This is a genomic window from Pseudobutyrivibrio sp. ACV-2 (assembly GCF_900107545.1).
Taxonomy (GTDB): Bacteria; Bacillota; Clostridia; order Lachnospirales; family Lachnospiraceae; genus Pseudobutyrivibrio.
Genome location: NZ_FNQZ01000005.1, coordinates 190,752 through 210,936 on the forward strand (window position 1 = coordinate 190,752; position 20,185 = coordinate 210,936).

Annotated in this window: 20 protein-coding genes, 1 pseudogene and 1 riboswitch; all 21 genes and pseudogenes read right to left on the bottom strand. The window is 40.0% G+C overall.

What is annotated here, in order from left to right; genetic code table 11:
• Nucleotides 1–153: 153 nt before the first annotated feature.
• Nucleotides 154–1,458, bottom strand: coding sequence for a phosphomethylpyrimidine synthase ThiC (gene thiC, locus BLV53_RS07580; protein ID WP_090299401.1), 1,305 nt, complete (start codon nt 1,456–1,458; stop codon nt 154–156).
• A gap of 35 nt (nt 1,459–1,493) precedes the next feature.
• A complete protein-coding gene (gene thiH / locus BLV53_RS07585; RefSeq protein ID WP_090299405.1) occupies nt 1,494–2,747 on the bottom strand; it encodes a 2-iminoacetate synthase ThiH in 1,254 nt (417 codons plus the stop codon).
• Nucleotides 2,748–2,756: 9 nt separating this feature from the next.
• Nucleotides 2,757–3,524 carry a thiazole synthase gene (locus BLV53_RS07590; protein ID WP_090299408.1) on the bottom strand — a complete coding sequence of 256 codons (768 nt, stop codon included), beginning with the start codon at nt 3,522–3,524 and terminating at the stop codon, nt 2,757–2,759.
• Between the two features lie 37 nt (nt 3,525–3,561).
• Complete coding sequence (gene thiF / locus BLV53_RS07595; RefSeq protein WP_090299411.1) at nt 3,562–4,194, bottom strand: thiamine biosynthesis protein ThiF; 633 nt, start codon at nt 4,192–4,194, stop codon at nt 3,562–3,564.
• Between the two features lie 3 nt (nt 4,195–4,197).
• Nucleotides 4,198–4,392, bottom strand: coding sequence for a sulfur carrier protein ThiS (thiS, locus tag BLV53_RS17730; RefSeq protein ID WP_090299413.1), 195 nt, complete (start codon nt 4,390–4,392; stop codon nt 4,198–4,200).
• Nucleotides 4,322–5,191: a bifunctional hydroxymethylpyrimidine kinase/phosphomethylpyrimidine kinase gene (gene thiD, locus BLV53_RS07605; RefSeq protein ID WP_090299416.1), complete on the bottom strand. Its 870-nt coding sequence runs from the start codon at nt 5,189–5,191 to the stop codon at nt 4,322–4,324. The genes thiS and thiD overlap by 71 nt, the downstream gene beginning before the upstream one ends.
• Nucleotides 5,192–5,202: 11 nt before the next feature.
• Entirely contained in the window at nt 5,203–5,838 is a 636-nt protein-coding gene (thiE, locus tag BLV53_RS07610) for a thiamine phosphate synthase (RefSeq protein ID WP_090299419.1), read from the bottom strand.
• Between the two features lie 99 nt (nt 5,839–5,937).
• Nucleotides 5,938–6,039: riboswitch (TPP riboswitch) on the bottom strand.
• 179 nt (nt 6,040–6,218) lie between these two features.
• Nucleotides 6,219–6,425, bottom strand: coding sequence for a hypothetical protein (locus BLV53_RS07615; RefSeq protein ID WP_207646224.1), 207 nt, complete (start codon nt 6,423–6,425; stop codon nt 6,219–6,221).
• Between the two features lie 172 nt (nt 6,426–6,597).
• Nucleotides 6,598–6,711, bottom strand: a pseudogene (locus tag BLV53_RS17835) (hypothetical protein); the annotation flags it as partial.
• 364 nt (nt 6,712–7,075) lie between these two features.
• On the bottom strand, nt 7,076–7,774 hold the full coding sequence (locus BLV53_RS07620; protein WP_090299425.1) for a PaeR7I family type II restriction endonuclease: 699 nt from the start codon (nt 7,772–7,774) through the stop codon (nt 7,076–7,078).
• Nucleotides 7,774–9,306 (bottom strand): Eco57I restriction-modification methylase domain-containing protein, encoded by a 1,533-nt coding sequence (locus BLV53_RS07625; protein ID WP_090299427.1) that lies wholly within the window; start codon nt 9,304–9,306, stop codon nt 7,774–7,776. Before BLV53_RS07625 ends, BLV53_RS07620 begins: the two co-directional genes overlap by 1 nt.
• A gap of 15 nt (nt 9,307–9,321) precedes the next feature.
• The gene (locus BLV53_RS07630) at nt 9,322–9,498 is read right to left on the bottom strand and encodes a type II toxin -antitoxin system TacA 1-like antitoxin (RefSeq protein ID WP_090299429.1); all 177 of its coding nucleotides are present in this window, start codon (nt 9,496–9,498) and stop codon (nt 9,322–9,324) included.
• A gap of 64 nt (nt 9,499–9,562) precedes the next feature.
• Complete coding sequence (locus tag BLV53_RS17000) at nt 9,563–9,703, bottom strand: hypothetical protein (RefSeq protein WP_170830788.1); 141 nt, start codon at nt 9,701–9,703, stop codon at nt 9,563–9,565.
• Nucleotides 9,704–10,805: 1,102 nt separating this feature from the next.
• Nucleotides 10,806–11,294, bottom strand: coding sequence for a hypothetical protein (locus BLV53_RS07635; RefSeq protein WP_090299433.1), 489 nt, complete (start codon nt 11,292–11,294; stop codon nt 10,806–10,808).
• A 623-nt stretch (nt 11,295–11,917) separates the two neighbouring features.
• The gene (locus BLV53_RS07640; protein ID WP_170830789.1) at nt 11,918–12,325 is read right to left on the bottom strand and encodes a hypothetical protein; all 408 of its coding nucleotides are present in this window, start codon (nt 12,323–12,325) and stop codon (nt 11,918–11,920) included.
• Nucleotides 12,326–12,463: 138 nt separating this feature from the next.
• Nucleotides 12,464–13,057, bottom strand: coding sequence for a HigA family addiction module antitoxin (locus BLV53_RS07645; protein WP_090299439.1), 594 nt, complete (start codon nt 13,055–13,057; stop codon nt 12,464–12,466).
• The gene (locus BLV53_RS07650; RefSeq protein WP_090299442.1) at nt 13,050–13,421 is read right to left on the bottom strand and encodes a type II toxin-antitoxin system RelE/ParE family toxin; all 372 of its coding nucleotides are present in this window, start codon (nt 13,419–13,421) and stop codon (nt 13,050–13,052) included. Before BLV53_RS07650 ends, BLV53_RS07645 begins: the two co-directional genes overlap by 8 nt.
• 94 nt (nt 13,422–13,515) lie before the next feature.
• Nucleotides 13,516–13,875: a phospholipase D-like domain-containing protein gene (locus BLV53_RS07655; RefSeq protein ID WP_242879050.1), complete on the bottom strand. Its 360-nt coding sequence runs from the start codon at nt 13,873–13,875 to the stop codon at nt 13,516–13,518.
• Between the two features lie 195 nt (nt 13,876–14,070).
• The gene (locus BLV53_RS07660; RefSeq protein WP_090299445.1) at nt 14,071–17,994 is read right to left on the bottom strand and encodes a lipocalin-like domain-containing protein; all 3,924 of its coding nucleotides are present in this window, start codon (nt 17,992–17,994) and stop codon (nt 14,071–14,073) included.
• 264 nt (nt 17,995–18,258) lie between these two features.
• The gene (fucO, locus tag BLV53_RS07665) at nt 18,259–19,407 is read right to left on the bottom strand and encodes a lactaldehyde reductase (protein ID WP_090299448.1); all 1,149 of its coding nucleotides are present in this window, start codon (nt 19,405–19,407) and stop codon (nt 18,259–18,261) included.
• Nucleotides 19,408–19,564: 157 nt separating this feature from the next.
• Nucleotides 19,565–20,113, bottom strand: a complete 549-nt coding sequence (locus BLV53_RS07670; protein WP_090299450.1) for a TetR/AcrR family transcriptional regulator — start codon at nt 20,111–20,113, stop codon at nt 19,565–19,567.
• Nucleotides 20,114–20,185 lie beyond the last annotated feature (72 nt).

Below are 20,185 nucleotides of genomic sequence, written 5' to 3' on the forward strand. Positions count from 1 at the left end.
TTAAAGGCACCTCAGTTTTTGGGGTGCCTTTTATTTATATATATCTTATAGGTACAACACCTCATCCGCCTTCGGCACCTTCCCCTCAAGGGGAAGGCATATTGCGGGGTGGCAGATAACGCTAAACCATTATCTCTTCCCTCAAGGGGAAGGCTATATAATATCTATATATTCTCCAGAAAGTGCCTTGTTCATGCTGCGGACGGCGCAGAATTTTCCGCACATAGAGCAGGTGTCGTCGAACTCTGGGGCGCGGTCGGCTCTGATGCCACGTGCTGTTTCAGGGTCGATGGAGCAGTCCCACTGAGTATCCCAGTCGAAGCGCTGGCGTGCCTCAGCCATTTTGTTGTCCATATCCATGGCGTGAGGAATCTTTTTTGCAATATCTGCTGCATGGGCTGCGATTTTTGATGCTATGATTCCCTGTTTTACATCATCTACATTTGGAAGGGCAAGGTGTTCCGCAGGTGTAACATAACACAGGAAGGCTGCACCATTTTGAGCCGCAATGGCTCCACCTATGGCAGATGTAATGTGATCGTAGCCTGGTGCAATATCTGTTACAAGTGGTCCAAGTACATAGAATGGCGCACCCATGCAAATCTTCTGCTGAATCTTCATGTTGGCTGCGATTTCATCCATTGGCATGTGACCAGGTCCCTCAACCATTACCTGAACATCCTTTTCCCATGCGCGTTTTGTAAGCTCTCCAAGTCTAACAAGCTCTTCTATCTGACATACGTCGCTGGCATCTGCAAGACAGCCAGGACGGCAGGCATCACCAAGTGAAATTGTCACATCATACTCTCGACAAATCTCAAGAATCTCATCATAGTATTCATAAAATGGATTTTCCTCACCAGTCATGGTCATCCATGCAAACACAAGTGATCCACCACGAGATACTATATTCATCTTTCTTTTGTGCTTTTTAATCTGGTCAATGGTCTTTCTAGTAATTCCACAGTGGAGAGTTACAAAATCCACACCATCCTCAGCATGAAGGCGCACTACATCGATAAAATCCTTTGCTGTAAGTGTAGCAAGGTCACGCTGATAATGAATAACACTATCGTAGATAGGCACTGTTCCAAGCATTGCAGGGCACTCCTCCACGAGCTTTCTTCTAAATGGCTGTGTGTTGCCATGGCTGGATAAATCCATGATGGCCTCTGCCCCCATATCAACTGCAGCCATAACCTTTTCCATCTCCACATTGTAATCCTTGCAATCACGAGATACTCCAAGGTTTACATTTATCTTTGTGCGAAGCATGCTGCCCACGCCCTCTGGATTGATGCATTTGTGGTTTTTATTGGCAGGGATTGCCACCTGGCCCTTTGCAACCAAATCTCTGATTTCTTCAGGGGTGCGATATTCCTTCAAAGCTACCTGCTTCATCTCAGGTGTGATTATCCCCTGGCGGGCTGCATCCATCTGTGTTGTATATTCTCTCATTATCTATTATTCTCCTTTTAGCGTTTCGTTTATGATTATCCTACGTAAACGTAGTCATTAAATACCGGCTGAAGTCCTTCTGCAGTGATGTCTGAATACATGGAATTTAGGCTTCTTCCATCGCAAATTTCAAACTGCTCATCACCTGATTCCTCTTCCTGTTTGCCTGTATATTTTTCCTCGTGATCCCCAATACCTGTGGATACGCCTGCGGATACTTTGGTGGCAGCGATTTTTACAATGCCATTTCTAAATTCTGCAGTCTCTCTGGATGAAACTGTGATACCACAGAAAGGCAGGAAAATTCTGTAGGCACATATGATTTGGCAAAGCTGCTTTTCGCCCACATCCAAAGGGTTGATGGTGTCGTTATTGATGATAGGACGAAGTCTTGGGCAGGAAAGAGACATTTCTGCATGTGGATATTTTCTCTGCAAATAGTACACATGAAGTGCTGATGCCAATGCATCCTTTCTAAAATCTGAAAGGCCAAGTAGTGCTGAAAAAGCTACACCTCTCATGCCACCCATAAGTGCACGCTCCTGGGCATCAAATCTGTATGGCCATATTCTTTTATTGCCCATGAGATGAAGTGTCTCGTATTTATCGCTGTCATATGTCTCCTGGAACACAGTCACATAATCCACTCCACATTCGTGAAGATATCTGTAGTCCTCCACATTTACAGGATAGATTTCTATTCCAACCATCTTGAAATATTTTCTGGCAATCTTACAGGCTTCCCCGATGTATTTCACATCTGATTTTGTAGGGCTTTCTCCTGTCAATATCAGTATTTCCTCCATGCCACTGTCAGATATAACCTTCATTTCATGCTCAATCTGGTCAAAATCAAGCTTTAATCTTTTTATTTTGTTGTAGCAATTAAAGCCGCAATACACGCAGTAGTTCTCGCAATAATTTGCTATATATAGTGGGGTAAAAAGATATACCGTATTTCCGAAGTGCTTGCTTGTCTCCTTCTGGGCCTTTATTGCCATTTGCTCTAAGAAAGGTTCTGCTGCAGGAGATAATAGGGCCTTGAAATCTTCTATGGTACATCTGTCACTATCAAGAGCACGCTTTACATCCTTTGCTGTGTACTTGCTATAATCATAGGAATCAAAATGCTCCATAACGCATTTTCGAATATCCGATTCTATTACATCCATCCCTGGGAGATATTCCATATGATTGATTCTGCTGGATGGGTCAGTCTCTATTTGATGCTTTCTATTTAGGCCGGATTCCGTAAGCAAATCAGAATCTATTAAAAAATTATTTTCCATGACAGCCTCCTAGTGTAAGAATCCTGTTAGAGGATCTGAAGCGGCTGCTCCTCTTGTGAGCACTCTACCAAGTCCTGCAAGATAAGCCTTCCGACCTGCTTCAATGGCATTTTTAAAGGCTGAGGCCATCATTGTTAAATCTCCTGCTGTAGCAAGAGCAGTGTTTGCCATTATGGCTGCTGCACCCATTTCCATTGCCTCGCAGGCCTGGGAAGGTCTTCCGATACCTGCGTCCACAATAATTGGTAAATCTATTTCGTCTATTAAAATCTGGATAAATTCTTTTGTGGCAAGCCCCTTGTTTGAGCCGATTGGCGAGGCAAGTGGCATGATTGTAGCTGCACCTACATTTTGAAGTTCTCTGGCTGCATACAAATCCGGGTACATATATGGCATTACCACAAAGCCTTCCTTTGCCAAGATTTCAGTGGCCTTGATGGTCTCATTATTATCAGGCAGCAGATATTTGCTATCCTTCATAATCTCCACCTTTACAAAATCTCCACAGCCAAGCTCTCTGGCAAGGCGAGCTATTCTGACAGCCTCCTTAGCATCCCTAGCCCCGCTTGTGTTTGGTAAAAGAGTTACGTTTTCTGGAATATAATCTAAAATATTTTCCTCATCCTTTGTGTTTGTTCTTCTGACTGCAAGGGTAATAATCTGTGCCCCTGCATCCTTTACAGCAGCCTCAATAAGCTTCATTGAATACTTACCTGAGCCAAGGATGAATCTTGAATCAAATTCTTTTCCGCCGATTACCAGTTTGTCATTTTCCATTTCTTTATCCTTTCCCTTTACATAAAATACCCTTATATCAGGCTGTTATTTCTCCCCTCAAAAGACTAATAACCATATGGGCTTCATGGCCTGCGCAGGTCATAACACGCGATGCCACAAGACCTATGCCATCATTCACATCACTTACTCCATCTCCTGATACATAAAATTTTGAAGTGATTTTTCTTGTGACAATATCATTGACACTAGAGAATCCAGCCATTCCAGAGCCAGACACAAGATACTTATCCGGATAATTCGTAAATACGATATCCGCAAGCATTGATTTGCACTCTGCCTTATCAAAGGCTTCACATACTACATCTGCATCTTTTATTAGTGGGGCTGTATTTTTTTCATCCAGCTTTACCTGATGTATGTCTATATCTATAAATGGATTTATTTCCAAAAGATTGTCTTTTAAAGCCTCGGTCTTTGGCTCTCCAACCTGTGTTATTTTGTATTGCTGCCTGTGTAGATTTGTTACATCCACCACATCAAAATCTATCAATATGAGTTTTCCTATCCCAACCCTTGCAAGGCATATAGCGATGTTTGAACCTAAGCCTCCCAGGCCACAGATTGCCACACAAGCCTCATCAAACTTTCTTTGATTTTCAAGACCATGCCTAGCCACTAGAGCCTGATAAAACTCCTCTTTTGTAATCATTTATCAGCCTCCTCCAACAAAGCTTACAACCTCCATCACATCACCATCCTGCATGGTCACATGTCCATAACTTACCTTTGGAATTATTTCCTCGTTAAGTTCCACGGCTATTGTTCTGAAATCATACTCAAGTTCCTGTAGAAAGCTCTCGACCGTTCTTCCTGCTACTTCGTATTGTTTGCCATTTATCTGAACCATCTTTTCCTCCTTTTACATTATCTATTCCAACCATGTGATTGAGTGGTCCGCAGCCCCTTCCTAAATTCAGTCCTGCTCCTATGGCGGCTGTGATATAATCCTTTGATTTTTGTATTGAATCCTTTAGGGAATATCCCAAAGCCAAGTTTGATGCTATGGCGCTTGAAAGTGTACAGCCAGTCCCATGGGTGTTCTCGCTATCTATTTTTTCTCCTTCAAACCAGGTGATTTTGCCTCTGTCATACAGCACGTCGCAGGCATCAGCCACACTATGACCGCCTTTTATAAGCACGCTGCATTCGTACTCTCTCCCCAGAGTGATGGCGGCTTTTTCCATTCCGATTTTATCTACAATGCGACTGTCCATGAGCACTTCAGCCTCTGGAATGTTTGGTGTGATAACTGTGGCAAGCGGGAAAAGTAAATCTGCCATAACCCTTTCTGTGGAATTTCTCATAAGCCTGCTACCACTTGTTGCAACCATTACAGGATCTACCACAATATTTTTTGCACCATACTCCTTAAGCTTTCTTGCAACCACCCTCACCTGTTCAGCCGACGGAAGCATTCCTATTTTCACTGCATCAGCAGGAATATCCACCAGACATGCATCGATTTGCTTCTCTAAAAATTTTGTACTGACCTCCTCGATTTGAAGAACTCCTGTAGTATTTTGAGCCGTCATCGCTGTAATTGCTGTCATGCCATATACGCCGTGGGCAGTCATGGTTTTTAAATCTGCCTGAATTCCAGCCCCACCACTACTATCACTACCAGCTATTGATAAAACAACTTTCATAACCTCTCTCCTTATGCCTCTTTTCGTAACTCCTCAAATTTCACTTTCATTTCCTGGGCTGCCACCTTTGGGGAATCAGCCTTCATTATTGCCGACACTGCACAGACTCCGGCGATACTAATTCCTTTCAAAACATCCATATTGGAAGGGTTCAGCCCACCAATAGCATTGACAGGAATAGGCACAGCCTTGCAGATTGCATCTAAAGTGTCAGTAGATGTCAGAACTGTCTTCACCTTTGTGGTAGTGGGATATATCGCCCCCACTCCCAGATAATCAGCCCCTGCCTCGTATGCAGCCTTTGCCACATCCACCCTTTTAGCAGTAGCTCCCAAGATTTTATCGGGGCCGATTATTTTTCTAGCTGTAGCAAGTGGCATATCCTCTGCTCCAACATGAACCCCCTCGGCATCAACAGCCAGCATTACATCTACTCTGTCATCAATAATCAGGGGCACATTATATCTTTTAGAAATAGCATGCACAGCTTCTGCCAGCTCAATGTATTCCTTTGTGGTTCTGTTTTTTTCACGAAGCTGCATCAAAGTAACTCCCCCCTTCAATGCTTCCTCCACGCGAAACAGAAACTCATCCCTCTCGTATAGAGTGCTATCCGTGATGAAATACAATTCAGTGTTAAAATCCATTTCTCCTCCTAACCTCATTCATGATTTACCAGGTGTAAACTGGCAACAAAAAAAGGAAGCCACCTGATTTCTCAAATGGCTTCCATAAATATTTACACACAATTAAAAATATGGCATCCCTACGTTGGCATTATCCAAATCAGGTTCTCGGTCGAAGGTCACACCTTCCTCTCAGCCTGTTTACAAGCTCCCGTCTATTCAATTCTTTAATATAATGCATCATTTCCGTGTAATATGCAACATATTTTTTAATTCATTCATTTTAATTTTCTGTCGTCAAGCAGCTTCAGCTAAAATCTAGGCTGTCCTTAATCTCTTTATAATTTGTATAAAGACCTATCATAATTAAATAAACCGGCAAGTCTCTACTGTCAACCCGTTCACAAAACTTTTGCCCAAGCTGTTTTTGTATTTCTCTCTATAAAATTCAAAGCATTTGAAAATACTTTCGCCAAAGATCCAATATAGCGTGCAGTATCTAAAACTGTTCCAACTTTATCTTTTCCTGACCATAGCCTGCAACAAACCATCGTATCGTCCTGATTATAGTTATCCTTGTTAAATGAAAGGTTTTGCTTTGTTCCCAAACTGAACATTGCCACTTTTCGGCAATGTTAGATAATGTCTCGTAATGTCAAATCCATATCTATCACGCTGGCATTAAAATAGATAATTTACCTATAATCCTAAAAATCCCCGAGGCAGCGCCAGGCGCGCCACCCCGGGGATTAACACTAGAATGTACCCTATATTAAATTTTTAATAGACTACAAACTCAGCCTCCTGGCAGGTGTAGCCTGAATTTGTAAGGGCATCTGCCTCTGTCTTTGAAATGGTATAAAGAATACATCCATTTGAAGGGTTTGAAACCTTGTAAACTGTGCTACCTGGCTACTTGAAGAGCCAGCAGATACTACCCTTGCATTGCCCTCTACTGTTGAGTACGCGACTACATAGGTAGAGAACAGGTTCGCATAAATGTAGTCTTAAAAATAAAGCACTCTTCTTCTGTCTATTTAATGATGTAACATCCCACCTTTCATCAATGCATTGACGCTGATAAAATTCTCTCTCAACGGGATTCTCGATTCTCATCAATATACAAACATAGGCTCCCAAGCAGCAAATTCACTCTATAAAGTAAAAAGGCGGGTGTTACGTTATGATCACAACCGCCGTAAATAAAAAAGCACCTTAGACTATTTCTAATCTAAAGTGCCATGAAGCAATTATTGCCTTATTTAAACAATTCTACTTGAGTCTTTAATTTCAACATAAATTTGTCAAATGACAATGCTTTGACTGGTTCCTCAATTGTACGTTTTTCTGTATCGATAAACACTAACCATATTGCATCATATAATTTTTCACTCAACATACGCGTGCACATAATCCTAAATCTATCCAAATAACTATTTTGATAGAAAGCAGAATCAACCTTGAAATGTGGCTCTGGTATCCTTTCAATAATACTACGAGATTTTTCATCCGAACGAACTACCATAACATATCCAAAAGCAGGCGGTTGCTCATTTACAAACATATTGTACTTTACAGCTGCAGAGGCATCTGTCGCTGAGCCCAACGCTTCTTCAGTTCTATTATTAAAATTGTTTCCATAAGAACTACCTATAGATTTAAGTTCAATAGCACTTACAAGAGCCTTACCATCAAAAGCTAAAATATCCCATTGCTTATTCGGACGATACCATCCTGGTATCTCCATTCCACTACTTCCCGTGCAAATATCTGCTTTATCTATGCCATATGAAACCAATTTGTTGGCAATATATTCTGCTAATGGGTCTAAATGTTTTCCAGATGTTACTCCTGCTCTCAAACCTTGGTCAGAACTTCCGCGTAGTTTTTGATTTTCTGCGGCAGATACTTCTAAATCGAAGACTTGAAACAATGCCTCTTCTAATTCTTTTTCCATTATCCATACAACCTTTCACATATTTTTGTTGCCTTTGTTCTATCTCTGTCCCTAAAGGCTTTTTTTAGATTTACCTTATCTTCATCACTAATAGATGAATATTGAGGAACTCTTAACTTTCGTAAATACTGTGCTTGATTCCTAATTACGCCACCACGCATTTTTACACTATTTTGTTCCATCATTTTATAAACAACATCAGATAAAAGAATTCCTCCTAAAATTTCTACATCCCATATATCAGAAGTCATCCAATATAAATTATGATGCGGATAATAATGTCCATCTTCATATATTGGTTCAGTCATATTAGACATATCTCTAATTAAAAGTTTTTCTTGCCTTTGAAGTTCAGTATTAAGTTTGTCGATGGTTCTAAACCATTTATCAGGATACTTTTTAGCTACATGTCTTCCTTTTAATTCATCCTCGTGCTCATAAAAATAATTTCTAAGTTTAGGATATTCATCAAGTTTCACAAGGTTTCCGTTTTCCCAAGGATTTATTAACCATTTAATTGGTTTAGCTGGAAAGTGATAATCTTTAATATCTCTCGCATAAGCTAATGGGACTAACCTATCTTCTTCAACTACATTAGGATCTTCCGTAATAAAAACAGCATCCTTACCTGTTGCTATTCCAATTCCCATCGAAATCCCAGCTTCCTCTATTGTTGGAAAATCTAGAATCTTTTGATTATCATTTGAAATGATGTAGTTAAACGACTTTGAATCTGTATCGCATATTCCTTTGCTAAAGTTATCTACTATTTTTTTGGCGCTTACACAATCAAAAGTCGAGTTACAAGTAATATCAACTTTCTCACTCATACCACGTTGAATAAGCGAAATGGACGGATATGCAGTTACATCCTGCTCAAAAGCTTCAACATCATGCATTTGACAGTTAAAGCTCAAATACAAATCATTATTCTTTAAGAATTCTCTAAATTTTACACCCGACTGATTTTTTTGCCATCTATCTGAACAGATAAAACATAGCTTTCCGGATTCATTCAAAGTTTTTAATCCTTTTTCCATAAAGGCAATATACATATCTGTCCCCATAGTAAAAGTATCTAATGCTTTACTATAAGCACGTCTAAGCTCTTTAGATATATCCGTAGCTCTGATATATGGTGGATTACCTATTACTAAATCAGCCTTATCAATATTTGCTTCAATAAAGTCTTCTTCTCTGAACCAATCATACAGTAAATTATTAACAAGAGCTTGCTCTATTTGGTACTTACCTAACAACTCTGTTACAGTTTTGCGTACCATAGCCAATGCATCTTTATCAATGTCGTATGCCCTTATACATCCAAGCATTTTTAATGGCTCAATTTGATACTTTTTGCATGACTTACATAATCTATCAACTATTTCAATTACAAAACTTCCTTCGCCACAACTAGGCTCTACTATTGTCATTAAAGAAAGATTATTTTCAGATGTATAGCCACATAAGTCTAACATCATATCAACTACCCATTGTTTTGTATAAATACATCCATTGTTTTTTTTATTCAAACAACATCACCTCATTTATTTTATTTCACCAGATTTTTTCTGAATTATTTCTTCGGCTTCTAATAAAGCTGTCCTTCTAACAAATTCACTATATGAAGAATAAGCCTCTAATCGAGCTGCTCGTTTCAACTTATCAAGTTCTTCACTACTTACACGTATGCTCATTGAATAGGTCTTTATTTCTTTATCCATATACATATTCCTCCTAGATTAGTCTACCATTTTCGTGGAACATTTTGAATACATTTACCCACGCTTATCTTCTGCTCTTTTCACGGTCTGCCCTCTTGTTCTCCAATAGTGATTCTGGCACGGAACAGAACGGAAGGGCGTACTCCTCAAAGAGTTTACCGGCATTGAGGTTTACACGCTCCTCCTTAAAAGTTTCAAAATCCATTTTTCATCCTCTTTTCTTTGGATTGTGTTTTTGAACGCAAAAAACGCCAGCACAGGACTTCATGTCCAGCCTGACGTTTTAAGCTATCGTATTCTTTTGCAAAAAAAATGTACCGGTGAGCGATGCATCACTCATATGCTTTGGTACATTATAACAATATCACAGGTTTTTACCCTGATAAATTCACAATCAATAACGTGGGGATAACAATTCATAACAAAACATAACGCAGGAATACCAGATAAAACTTTGCCAGCTTGATCGCCACACTTACCGGCATTTTCCTCGTTCCCTTTTCATATCTTCTCTTTGACATCCCAAGACATCCGCTACTTCCCGCGAAAAAAGAATAAAGCTATTTGTCGAACCCACTTCAGAAATAAGAAGGTAGCTTTCTAACTAAATATTATATAAAATGAAGCCAGAACGTTACGCCGGTCTGGTTTACTTGTAGTGTCTAGATTCATCTTTAAGCAGCAAATACTTATGATTTATTGAGCCGAATAATTCACCTTTCACGGAGAGCATGCAACTTCCACCCCTAAGTTGACGTTATGTTGCCCACATTGGGGTCAGGCACCATTGTTTCACGAAGATAGAGGGAATAATAGAATTCACGTGCCCGAATCAGAACTAGAAAACACGTAAAAAGGGGATTGAAAAGATTTTTCGTGTCAAATAGATAGGCTAATGACACGTAATATTAGGATAAAATGAATTATACGTGTCGGATTTGACTCTAGATGGCATGTAGCATGTGGAATCGAGGGAATTTTCGTGTCGGGGTTACCTTTAGAAAGCACGAAGATAGAGGGAAAAATAGAATTCACGTGCCCAAATCGGAACTAGAAAGCACGTGGAAAGGGGATTGAAAGGATTTTTCGTGTCAAATAGTTAGGCTAATGACACGTAATATTAGGATAAAAAGAATTATACGTGTCGGATTTGACTCTAGATGGCATGTAGCATGTAGAATCGAGGGAATTTTCGTGTCAGGGTTACGTTCAGAAGGCAGAAAAATATTTACTTTGATTCGCTCTATGTTTTATGTGATAGTGAAATACCGTAAGTGGCCCTATTGCGAAAAACTGCGTTTTTCCAATTAAAGAATAAGCTGCAAAGCCTTTTTTACTGGCTTTGCAGCTTTAATTGACCACATCGGATCAAGCACCAAGGGCCAATCCAATCCGGAAAAATTTCCGAAAGGGGGCAAGCAACAAAGGTCAACCATCAAGGAACAAAAGAATAAAACACCACATACAAAATCAAAAAACTTAGAGAAAGAAACATAAATGACAACAAAAACAACATAAGCCGACCCGGCCGCAGCACCAAAAACAAAAAAACTACCAACGCAAAAAGGATCACGGACAAAATCACACAAAGCATAACAACGCGATAAGAGGACAAAATCAACAACAACAAAAGCAGCCGCAGACGAAAAACCCCGAATGCCCAGAACGTAACAAACGAATACTAGAACATCTAGAAAAGAAACCAAAAAACCGCAAACAACAGCAACAGCACCACAAAGAGCAAAATAACAGATTTCAAAAGCAACATCACAAACAACCGTCACCGACTTACCCAAAGGCCAAACTTATCCAGATAAAGGAGAAACAAATTCAAGAACAGAACCCACAAAGATCGAAAACCAACTCGACGTCCCGAAATAAATAATAGAAGCCAAAGATCTGTCTCTTAACATACCAAAGAAAAAAAGACAACCAAAAAAGCCCGCAGAGCAAAAATAAAACACACAACAAGTAACGACACCAAACACTAACACTGAAAAACCACATAAAACACCACTTAGACATTTAACACATCCACAGATAGATAATGCTGAAAAAAAACCAGAACAACCACCATCAAAAGGAAAATACAAAGCGCAAAATTAAAAAAACGATGCAGTCGGAGCAGAAGTAGTATAAAAACCCTAGGCAGATGGGACATAAACACAGCCTACGAAATAGAACCGCAAGCATAAACAATCAATATAAGCAAAACCACACACAAGCAACAATTATCAATAAAACCACCAAATTAGCGTTCAAAAAGACGAACAACAAACACAAGTACAGCAGAAAACACGTGCAGAATAACAAAAGAACACACGCTGTATTAAAACACAAGGCTCAACACAAGATGTAACAGCAGAACGTCAACCAACAAATAGCACAGATCATCTAAAAAATAGTCCGGCTACCGCAGCTAACAGAGCAACCACAAAAGCAACAGTATTGAAATGAATAACCTGCCCACACCAATCACCAATAGCAAAATAACGACCTTATACATAAGCAAAAACGATATCAAACGCCAGCCGACATACACAACAAACACACCATTTGCCAACAACAATAAAACAATACCAGGAAACATACCAATGACCATCGCAAAAACCACCAAAACAGACACAAAAAAATCCCAACTCAGTGGAAAAGCTACATACAACAGTGGCAGAATCAACAAATCGACCCAAAACACGACCGCAATCACCACCGACTGAAACGGCACCATTACAAACAAAAAAACAAAATCCCCAAGCATAAAATGCCCAATCACATAAAACAACATAAACCAAAACGGAACTGAATAAAGCTTCAGAGCCATTAACATTAACAAGACATCGTCACACAAATACAGCACAGCAACACTAAGCAATAAACAAAGCATACTGAGCAGTACCACGAAAAAAACAACCAATCCCCGAAATTAATCCATCACATGAAAATAGAAGACCCTAAGATGCCCGAATTAAATCAACGCATAAACCACCGCAGACCTAAACATCTGATTCACGTACCGGATATGGTCAAGGTCCAGGGCCAGCAGAAGAGCAAGGAGAACCAGTACGAGCAACCTAACAATAAGAAACCCAAGAAGAAGGCCTACAACAAGAAGAAACACCACCGACAGAACAAGAAGAGCCAAAACATTAAGAGAAGACACCCCCAAATACTCTCTTGTCACTTTTATTTGCTCATCAATTTTTCTAGGCAAATCTGGTAATCCGCAGTACTCTCTAAAATATTTATAATCTAGCAACGCAAATATTTTTTTCTCTTCTTCATAATCTGCTTCTAAATCGAGCTGTACAGCAACAGCATCATATGAATCCTGTAGATTCTGCCAATAACTGATACTTGTGCCTAACATTCTAGACAGCTTTATAGCAATATCTGTGGATAAACTTTGCTCTCCACGAATAAGAAGACTTAAATTCTTCGGTGTAGTGTCTAGTCTTTTTGCAAAATCTTCTTGTGTTAATCCGCTTTCATCTATTAATTCTTTTATATAATATCCAGGATGAAATGCGATTGAATCTTTATATTCTATATAATTACTCATAATGTTTACTTACCTCCGATATCTCAACTATCTTAACGCTTGAAGCAATTTCATCAATATTACATGGCACAAATGGTTCTCCATTATCATCTAAGGGCTGTAATATTATTCTCCATGGTTCTCTACGAGATTTCACATCAATCGCAAAATATCCATCCAGATTTTTACCGTCCTTATTCTTCAATGCATGAAAATGTAAAGGAGGTAGCAGCACTATATCTTTTATTGTCTCAGCAGAATTTATTGAATTAATTCTAGACATTAAACTAACTGCCAATCCATTATCCCCACCAAAAAGCTTTCGCGCCGCTTTCAACGAAGTACACTGTGCTTCGACTTTTGTTGAAGCATATTCTATTTTCAAAGTTTAACCTCCATTATTACAAATTACCCGATAGGTAATTTCATTATATTGTGATGAACTATAAAAGTCAACTTACAAACAACTTGTTCAATCCTTACATCAACTCCAACACCTCAGCCGCAATCTCAGCATCACACACCCTCATGATATTATCCTCAGCATCTTCCTTTGATAGCAGATTAATGCTTCCATACCACACAACCTGATTATCAATAACAGCAAACCTCTCGCAGTCTTCATTCCTAAGTCTCACCTCGAATCCTGCACGTCTTAACCTCTCCAACAGTTCCATTCTTACATAATCCTTGCCATATACATAAGCGTCTGGATGCCAGGTTACTATCGTTACATTCACCCCAAGCTCATACTTAGGTGCCAGCATCTCTACAAACTTTTCAACCTTCTTGGTGTTAATACGTGGGCTTGAGATTACAACTGATTTCTTTGTCTCCATCAATTCTCGATTGTAAACTCAATCTTTTTCATCATACTCATAGGTCATAACCTCCGTTTCAATAAAAGAGCTCCGAAGCCGTGTTTGAACACAACCCCGAAGCCCTTTATAGCCCTATCAGCCTTATTCCTTTGTTAGTTTGTTAATTATGTCATTAATACCTTATGTTTTTATTTTTGTCCTTTTTGCTATATTTTATACTCTTTTTCTGTAGGTATAAAATCCTGCTCCGGCTGCTGCAAGAATTACTACAACAACTACTATTGGAACTATTGGGAAGCTATTTTCTGTAGCAGTTTCTTCCACTGCCTGTGGAACTTCCTCTTCTTCAATTGCTGTTGTATCCTTCTCTGCTTCAGCTTTTTCCTCTTTAGTCTCAACCTCTTCCTCTAAATCAGAAGCTACCTCGATTTCTTCCTCGTCATCAACTGTAGTTTCATCAGTTATAGCTGTCTTTGTAGTTGCGGCATTTGACTTAGCCTTTGAAGACTTACTTGTTGTAGCACTTGCAACCTTTGTTACAGCACCTGCTGCAGGTACCTGTGTGTCAGCAATTGTAGTGGTTGTTGTGTCAACTGCAGCTGCTGTTGATGTAGTACTTGAAGCTGCAGATGAGCTGCTTGTTGCTGCACTACTTGATGATGAACTGCTTGATGAGCTTCTGCTTGATGATGAGCCTGATGTGCTTCCTGCAGAAGCAGAGCTATTTGTTGGAGTAGCTGTTTCTGTTGGAGTAGTTGTACTTGGCTGCTCTGATTCACCTGCAGGCTGTGTAGTGCCAGTCTGTGTATTGTCTGAAGTGTTTGCTGGCTCCTCAGTTTTTTGCTCTTCTGTAGATGGAGTTTCTGCTGCTGGCTCATCCGTTTTTGGATTTTCTGTCTTTGGCTCCTCTTCAACAAGCTGAGACTCGCTAGGACGTGTAGCTGTAAATAACGCATTTACGTTATTTTTTACAAATCCATTTCCATTGCTGATAGCAAGTACCACACCTTCACTGAAAATATTGTGCTCTTCTGCCTTTACTTCCATTGGTGCAAATACTGCTTTAACCGCATTTACGATATCCTCGATGATGCCTGACTCCTCTTCACCAGCTTCTGATTTCTCAGAAACTTCAGCATCCTCATTTGATTCAGCCTCTGCATTAGAAGCTTCTTCATCGGTCTTTGAAGCATCAGACTTTGTCTCTTCTGTCTTTTCTACATCAGAAGTCTCTAACTCTTCCAAGTCTTCGAGTGCTTCTATATCCTCTTCCTCTAATTCCTCTTCTAATTCTTCCTCATCCTTATCTGTAGCCTTGTCCTCAGAGTAAAGAATCTCATCAGGAACATTTACAGAATACCAGCCATTACCGATATGAGCCATTGCCTTACCAGACTCACCAAAAATGTCATTACCATTTTCATCTGTGCCAAGTAAGAATGCCTTTTCAGGGAACTCTTCTCTATCGAGTCTGACATAAACCTTTGTCTGACCTTCTACCTCTGGCTCTTCCTCATCTGTAGTCTTTTCAGGCTCCTCGATTTCTTCCTTTTCTTTGTTTTCTTTATAAGTAGCATCATAGAGCTTTTCAATTTCAGTTGATGTAAGTGCTGTGTCATAGATTCTTACATCGTCAAACATTGCATTTCTTACATCCTCATCAGACCAGATGTCACCAGCACCAACCATTACATGGTTTGCATTCTGGATAGCTGCACCCTGTCCTGAGAAGCAATTTGAAATGTCCTTCTTGTCATAAACAATCTGGTTGCCATTGAGATAGACTTTGATACCATTTGGGGCAACTGTGTAAGTTACAAGCTGCCATTTATTTGTAAGCTCACCATAGCTTATTGCTGGAGCTGCATCTGAGTAATCGTTTGCATTGATACGACCTATAAGGTTTGCACCGATTCTTGTCATTGGATATGTGCCTGTTGTTGCACCATCAGAAAGCCAGTCAGCTTCAAACAATGCGCTGTGCTCCCAGGTACTTGAATCCACATTTACCCACATGCTTACTGTGTAACCTGCCTTATCTACATTTGCAAATACATCACCAGGAAGAGATAAATAATTTACCTGTTTGCTTCCAGCTGTATTTTCAAGCTTTAAAACATTTCCTCTGGTTTCATCTTCTACAACTGAGGCTGTGCCCTTAAGTGTTGCACTGTCGCTCTTCTGCGAAGCGTTTGTTGCAGCTACGCTTTCTCCATCAACAGCATCGAAGTCATATCCAACGATTACCTTTGGAGCATCGTATACTAAAACTTTGTAGTCTGCTGTTTCTGTAACATCACCACATGTGATAGTAGCTGTAAGAGTTACTGTAGTATCCTCTGCAGGGGTACCAACAATACCCTTTGCTGAAACAACAGCTTCATTGTCAGATGACCACTCAATAGTTGCACCTGCAAGCTCTGTTGGAAGAGTAATGTTTTCTCTTGTTGTATCAGGAACAATATCCTTTAACTGCTCTACAACCTTTCCTACTACAAGGTCATCAGACTGCTCAAACTTACTTCCCCAAACAGCTAAATTGTTATTGCCGATAGCTGTGAAGGTCATTGTTTTAGCACCATTGTCGTTAGTCTGTTCAAAGAACACACCCTTGTATGTAGCACCATCGATATCAAGTGTAACATAGGTGTAATCCTCGCCATCCTTCATAGACCATGTGCCGTTCTGATCACCTGAAATAGTTCCATCGCTGTTTAATAAAACAGTCTGTGTAGTAAGCATGCTGCCGTCCTTTTCAGCATTGCCGTGATTAATAAACTCATAGCTTCCTACTACGTCCTCCTCAGTATACTTCTGAATCAGTTCGTTTCTATTTTCATAAACTGCTGTTACAAGCCAATCGTCCTCATTCAAGAACTGCTGATGAACTCTGACCTCATGACCTTCGCCACGGGATGCATCTAAAAATCTCTGATGATATACCAGATAATATTTTCCATCATCTGTAATAAGTGCTGAGTTGTGACCTGCTGCTCTGTAGCCTGGCTGATCGTAGAACTGATAGTTACCAATCAATTTAGTACCATACTGATAGCAGTTCACTCCGCTTCCTGCTGCATTCTTTCCTGAAGCATCCTCATATGGTCCATATACATTTTTAGAACGGAACAATCTCATGTTGTAGCCGCCTGTAGTGGTAAGTCCACCGTAGGTTTCATACATGTAATAGTATCCAGTGTTTTTGTCATATTCGATGTATGGTCCCTCACCTGACTGATGATTGCTGCCTGCGATATGAACGCCAAAGTAACGATCAACTGTATTTCCACTTGTGGCTTCCACACCATCTTTACCTGGGTAGATAGCCTCTCCTGTCTTTTGGTCAATCTCTAAGATGAAAAGACCACCTGACCATGAACCATATACCATGTACAGATGCTCGCCTGTTGCGTCATAGAAAAGCGTTGGATCGATGGCATTTGGTGCATAATTATTATTCCAGCTGCCATCCTTGTTGAAGCACTTCCATGTAGAAACATCACCATCAATTGTGCCCTCTGCGATAAGGTCATTGAATGGAAGATAGTCATTTGTGTATGTGGTATCACGGGTACTATTTCCGTCGTAATTCACCTTGCCTGTGTTGGTAAATCCAGAGTAGACTACTGTTCCGCCATACTCGTAGCCACCATCAGCTCTGTCAGAAACCATGTAGCCGATGCAGGATCTGCGCCATGTAGATGATGCACTGTAGTAGAGCATGTATGCACCCTTGTGGCCATCCTTCCAAACATAGTTTGGATTGTAGATTACATCTGGTGCCCATACCGCATAATTGCCACCAGAACAATCTCCGTCATCATAGCCAGCCCATTTAAATGACTCAGCAAGATTTTCCTTTAAATTTCCATAGATTGTGTTTCCATTTGGATCCTGATAATCACTAGAAACCTGTTTCCAGTTTACCAGGTCACTTGATTTTGCTGTTGCGATATGAGAACCAAACACATAATAATCGTCCCCATACTGAAAAATGGATGGGTCATGAACCATAACCCTGTCGATGCTATTAACAGCCTTTGCCTCTAGTGTTCCCACACCGGAAAGCTGAAAAGCAGGTGCTGCAACAGCTGCTGCCATAGTCAAAGCCATAGCCCGTTTTGCAATCTTCTTCATCGTTCCCCCTTAAACCTTTCTTTTACAAATTTTAGATATATCTAAAGTATTTTAAATATATCCTCTTCTCATCCATTTTATACAACAAACAGCCAATATATTCAATAGTTATAGGGTATTATTCCTCAAATCTACTTATTTTTGTAAAATACTTTAGTATTTTGTGATGTATTTTTGTCTATTATGAATAATATTTTGACATCTTTTGGACAAAAAAAATCCATGGCTGATTTCTCAACCATGGATTGATAGCAAAATATAAATTTATGCCATAAGCATACGGAACATTTCGATAACCTGCTCCTTTGTAGCCTCGCGTGGATTACCTGGGTAGCATGCATCATTAAGAGCATCTGTTGCAAGCTGATCTAAATCTTCCTCTTTAATCTTATCAAGAGTTGTTGGAATACCTACATCCTCAGAAAGCTTCTTAACAGCTGCGATAGCTGCATCACGATACTCTTCCTGTGACATGTTATCAACGCCCTCTACGCCCATTGCTCTAGCAACCTCGCGAAGTCTCTCACCTGTGTACTCACGGTTGAACTCCATAGAGATTGGAAGGAACATAGCACATGCTACACCGTGTGGTGTGTCATAGTGAGCTGAAAGTGTATGTGCCATAGCGTGGTCAATACCAAGACCTACGTTTGAGAAGCCCATACCAGCAATGTATTGGCCAAGAGCCATACCCTCGCGGCCTTCCTTTTTATTTTCAACAGCGTCACGAAGATTCTTTGAGATAAGACGGATAGCTTCAAGATGGAACATATCTGTCATCTCCCAAGCTGCCTTTGTGGTGTAGCCCTCGATAGCGTGTGTAAGAGCATCCATACCTGTAGCTGCTGTAAGTCCCTTTGGCATTGAAGACATCATCTCTGGGTCAACAACTGCAACGATAGGCATATCGTGTGTGTCAACACATACGAACTTTCTTTCCTTTTCAACATCAGTGATTACATAGTTGATTGTAACCTCTGCTGCTGTACCAGCTGTAGTTGGAACTGCAATGATAGGTACACATGGATTTTTTGTTGGTGCAACGCCCTCAAGTGAGCGAACATCAGCAAACTCTGGATTTGTGATGATGATACCGATAGCCTTTGATGTGTCCATTGAAGAACCACCACCGATTGCTACGATACAGTCTGCTCCTGATTTTTTGAATGCCTCTACACCATTCTTTACATTTTCGATTGTTGGGTTTGGCTTGATATCTGAATAGATTTCATAAGGAATCTTTGCTGCATCAAGAAGGTCTGTAACCTTTCCTGTAACACCAAACTTAATAAGGTCTGGATCCGATGCAACAAATGCCTTCTTAAATCCGTTGTTGTTAATTTCTGTTACTACTTCGCTGATTGCGCCAGCACCATGATAAGATGTTGGGTTAAGTGAAATTCTGTTTGCCATAACATACACTCCTTTTTTATACTTTTTAGTGTGTTAAATAATTAACACTCCCCTACGAGAATAATTTTATCACCTCATAGGGGAGCAATATAAGTTACAGATATTCACTTGTGTAACATTTCTGAAAATTTCTTTATTGCGCTAAATCATAGGCTTTTTATACCAGGTTGATCGTTGAAAACAATCTGTGTAACGCTTCTGGCATAGCCTCAATCATCAAATCTGCAAGCTCTTCCTCGGATTCCTTCATGCCCTTCATCAGCCACTGGACTGTCATGTAAATTGATGACTGGCAATACATCTCAAGAAGCTTTCTGATGCGATGCTCTGGTGGTGCGCCAGTTTTTTCACGAATAAGAGCACAATAGAACTCATAAATCATAATGAAGTCATGTTCCTTGAGATTATTCTGCTCATCTCCCTTGAAGCCTGCTGTGAAAAAAAGCCTTTCCTGCTTGATGTATTGAAACTTTTTGATTAGGCCATCCCTAATAGTCTCGCCCTTTCCCATTTCCTTGAAGGACTGTTCCAAGAGCCTGTCAAAGTACCAGTTCACCAAATCATATTTATCTATAAAATTTCTATAAAAGCTTTGTCTGGAGACTCCGCACTCCTCTACTATCTGTTTTACAGTAATGTTCTCCACCGTGGAATGCTTCATGCATCGCTTCATTGCCTCTGCAAGCTTGTACTTTATGTCTGGCATATTCTCCCCCTAGAAATGTGTTGATACAAATATGATAACACACTTGCAGTATCGATAAAAAACAAAATAGAG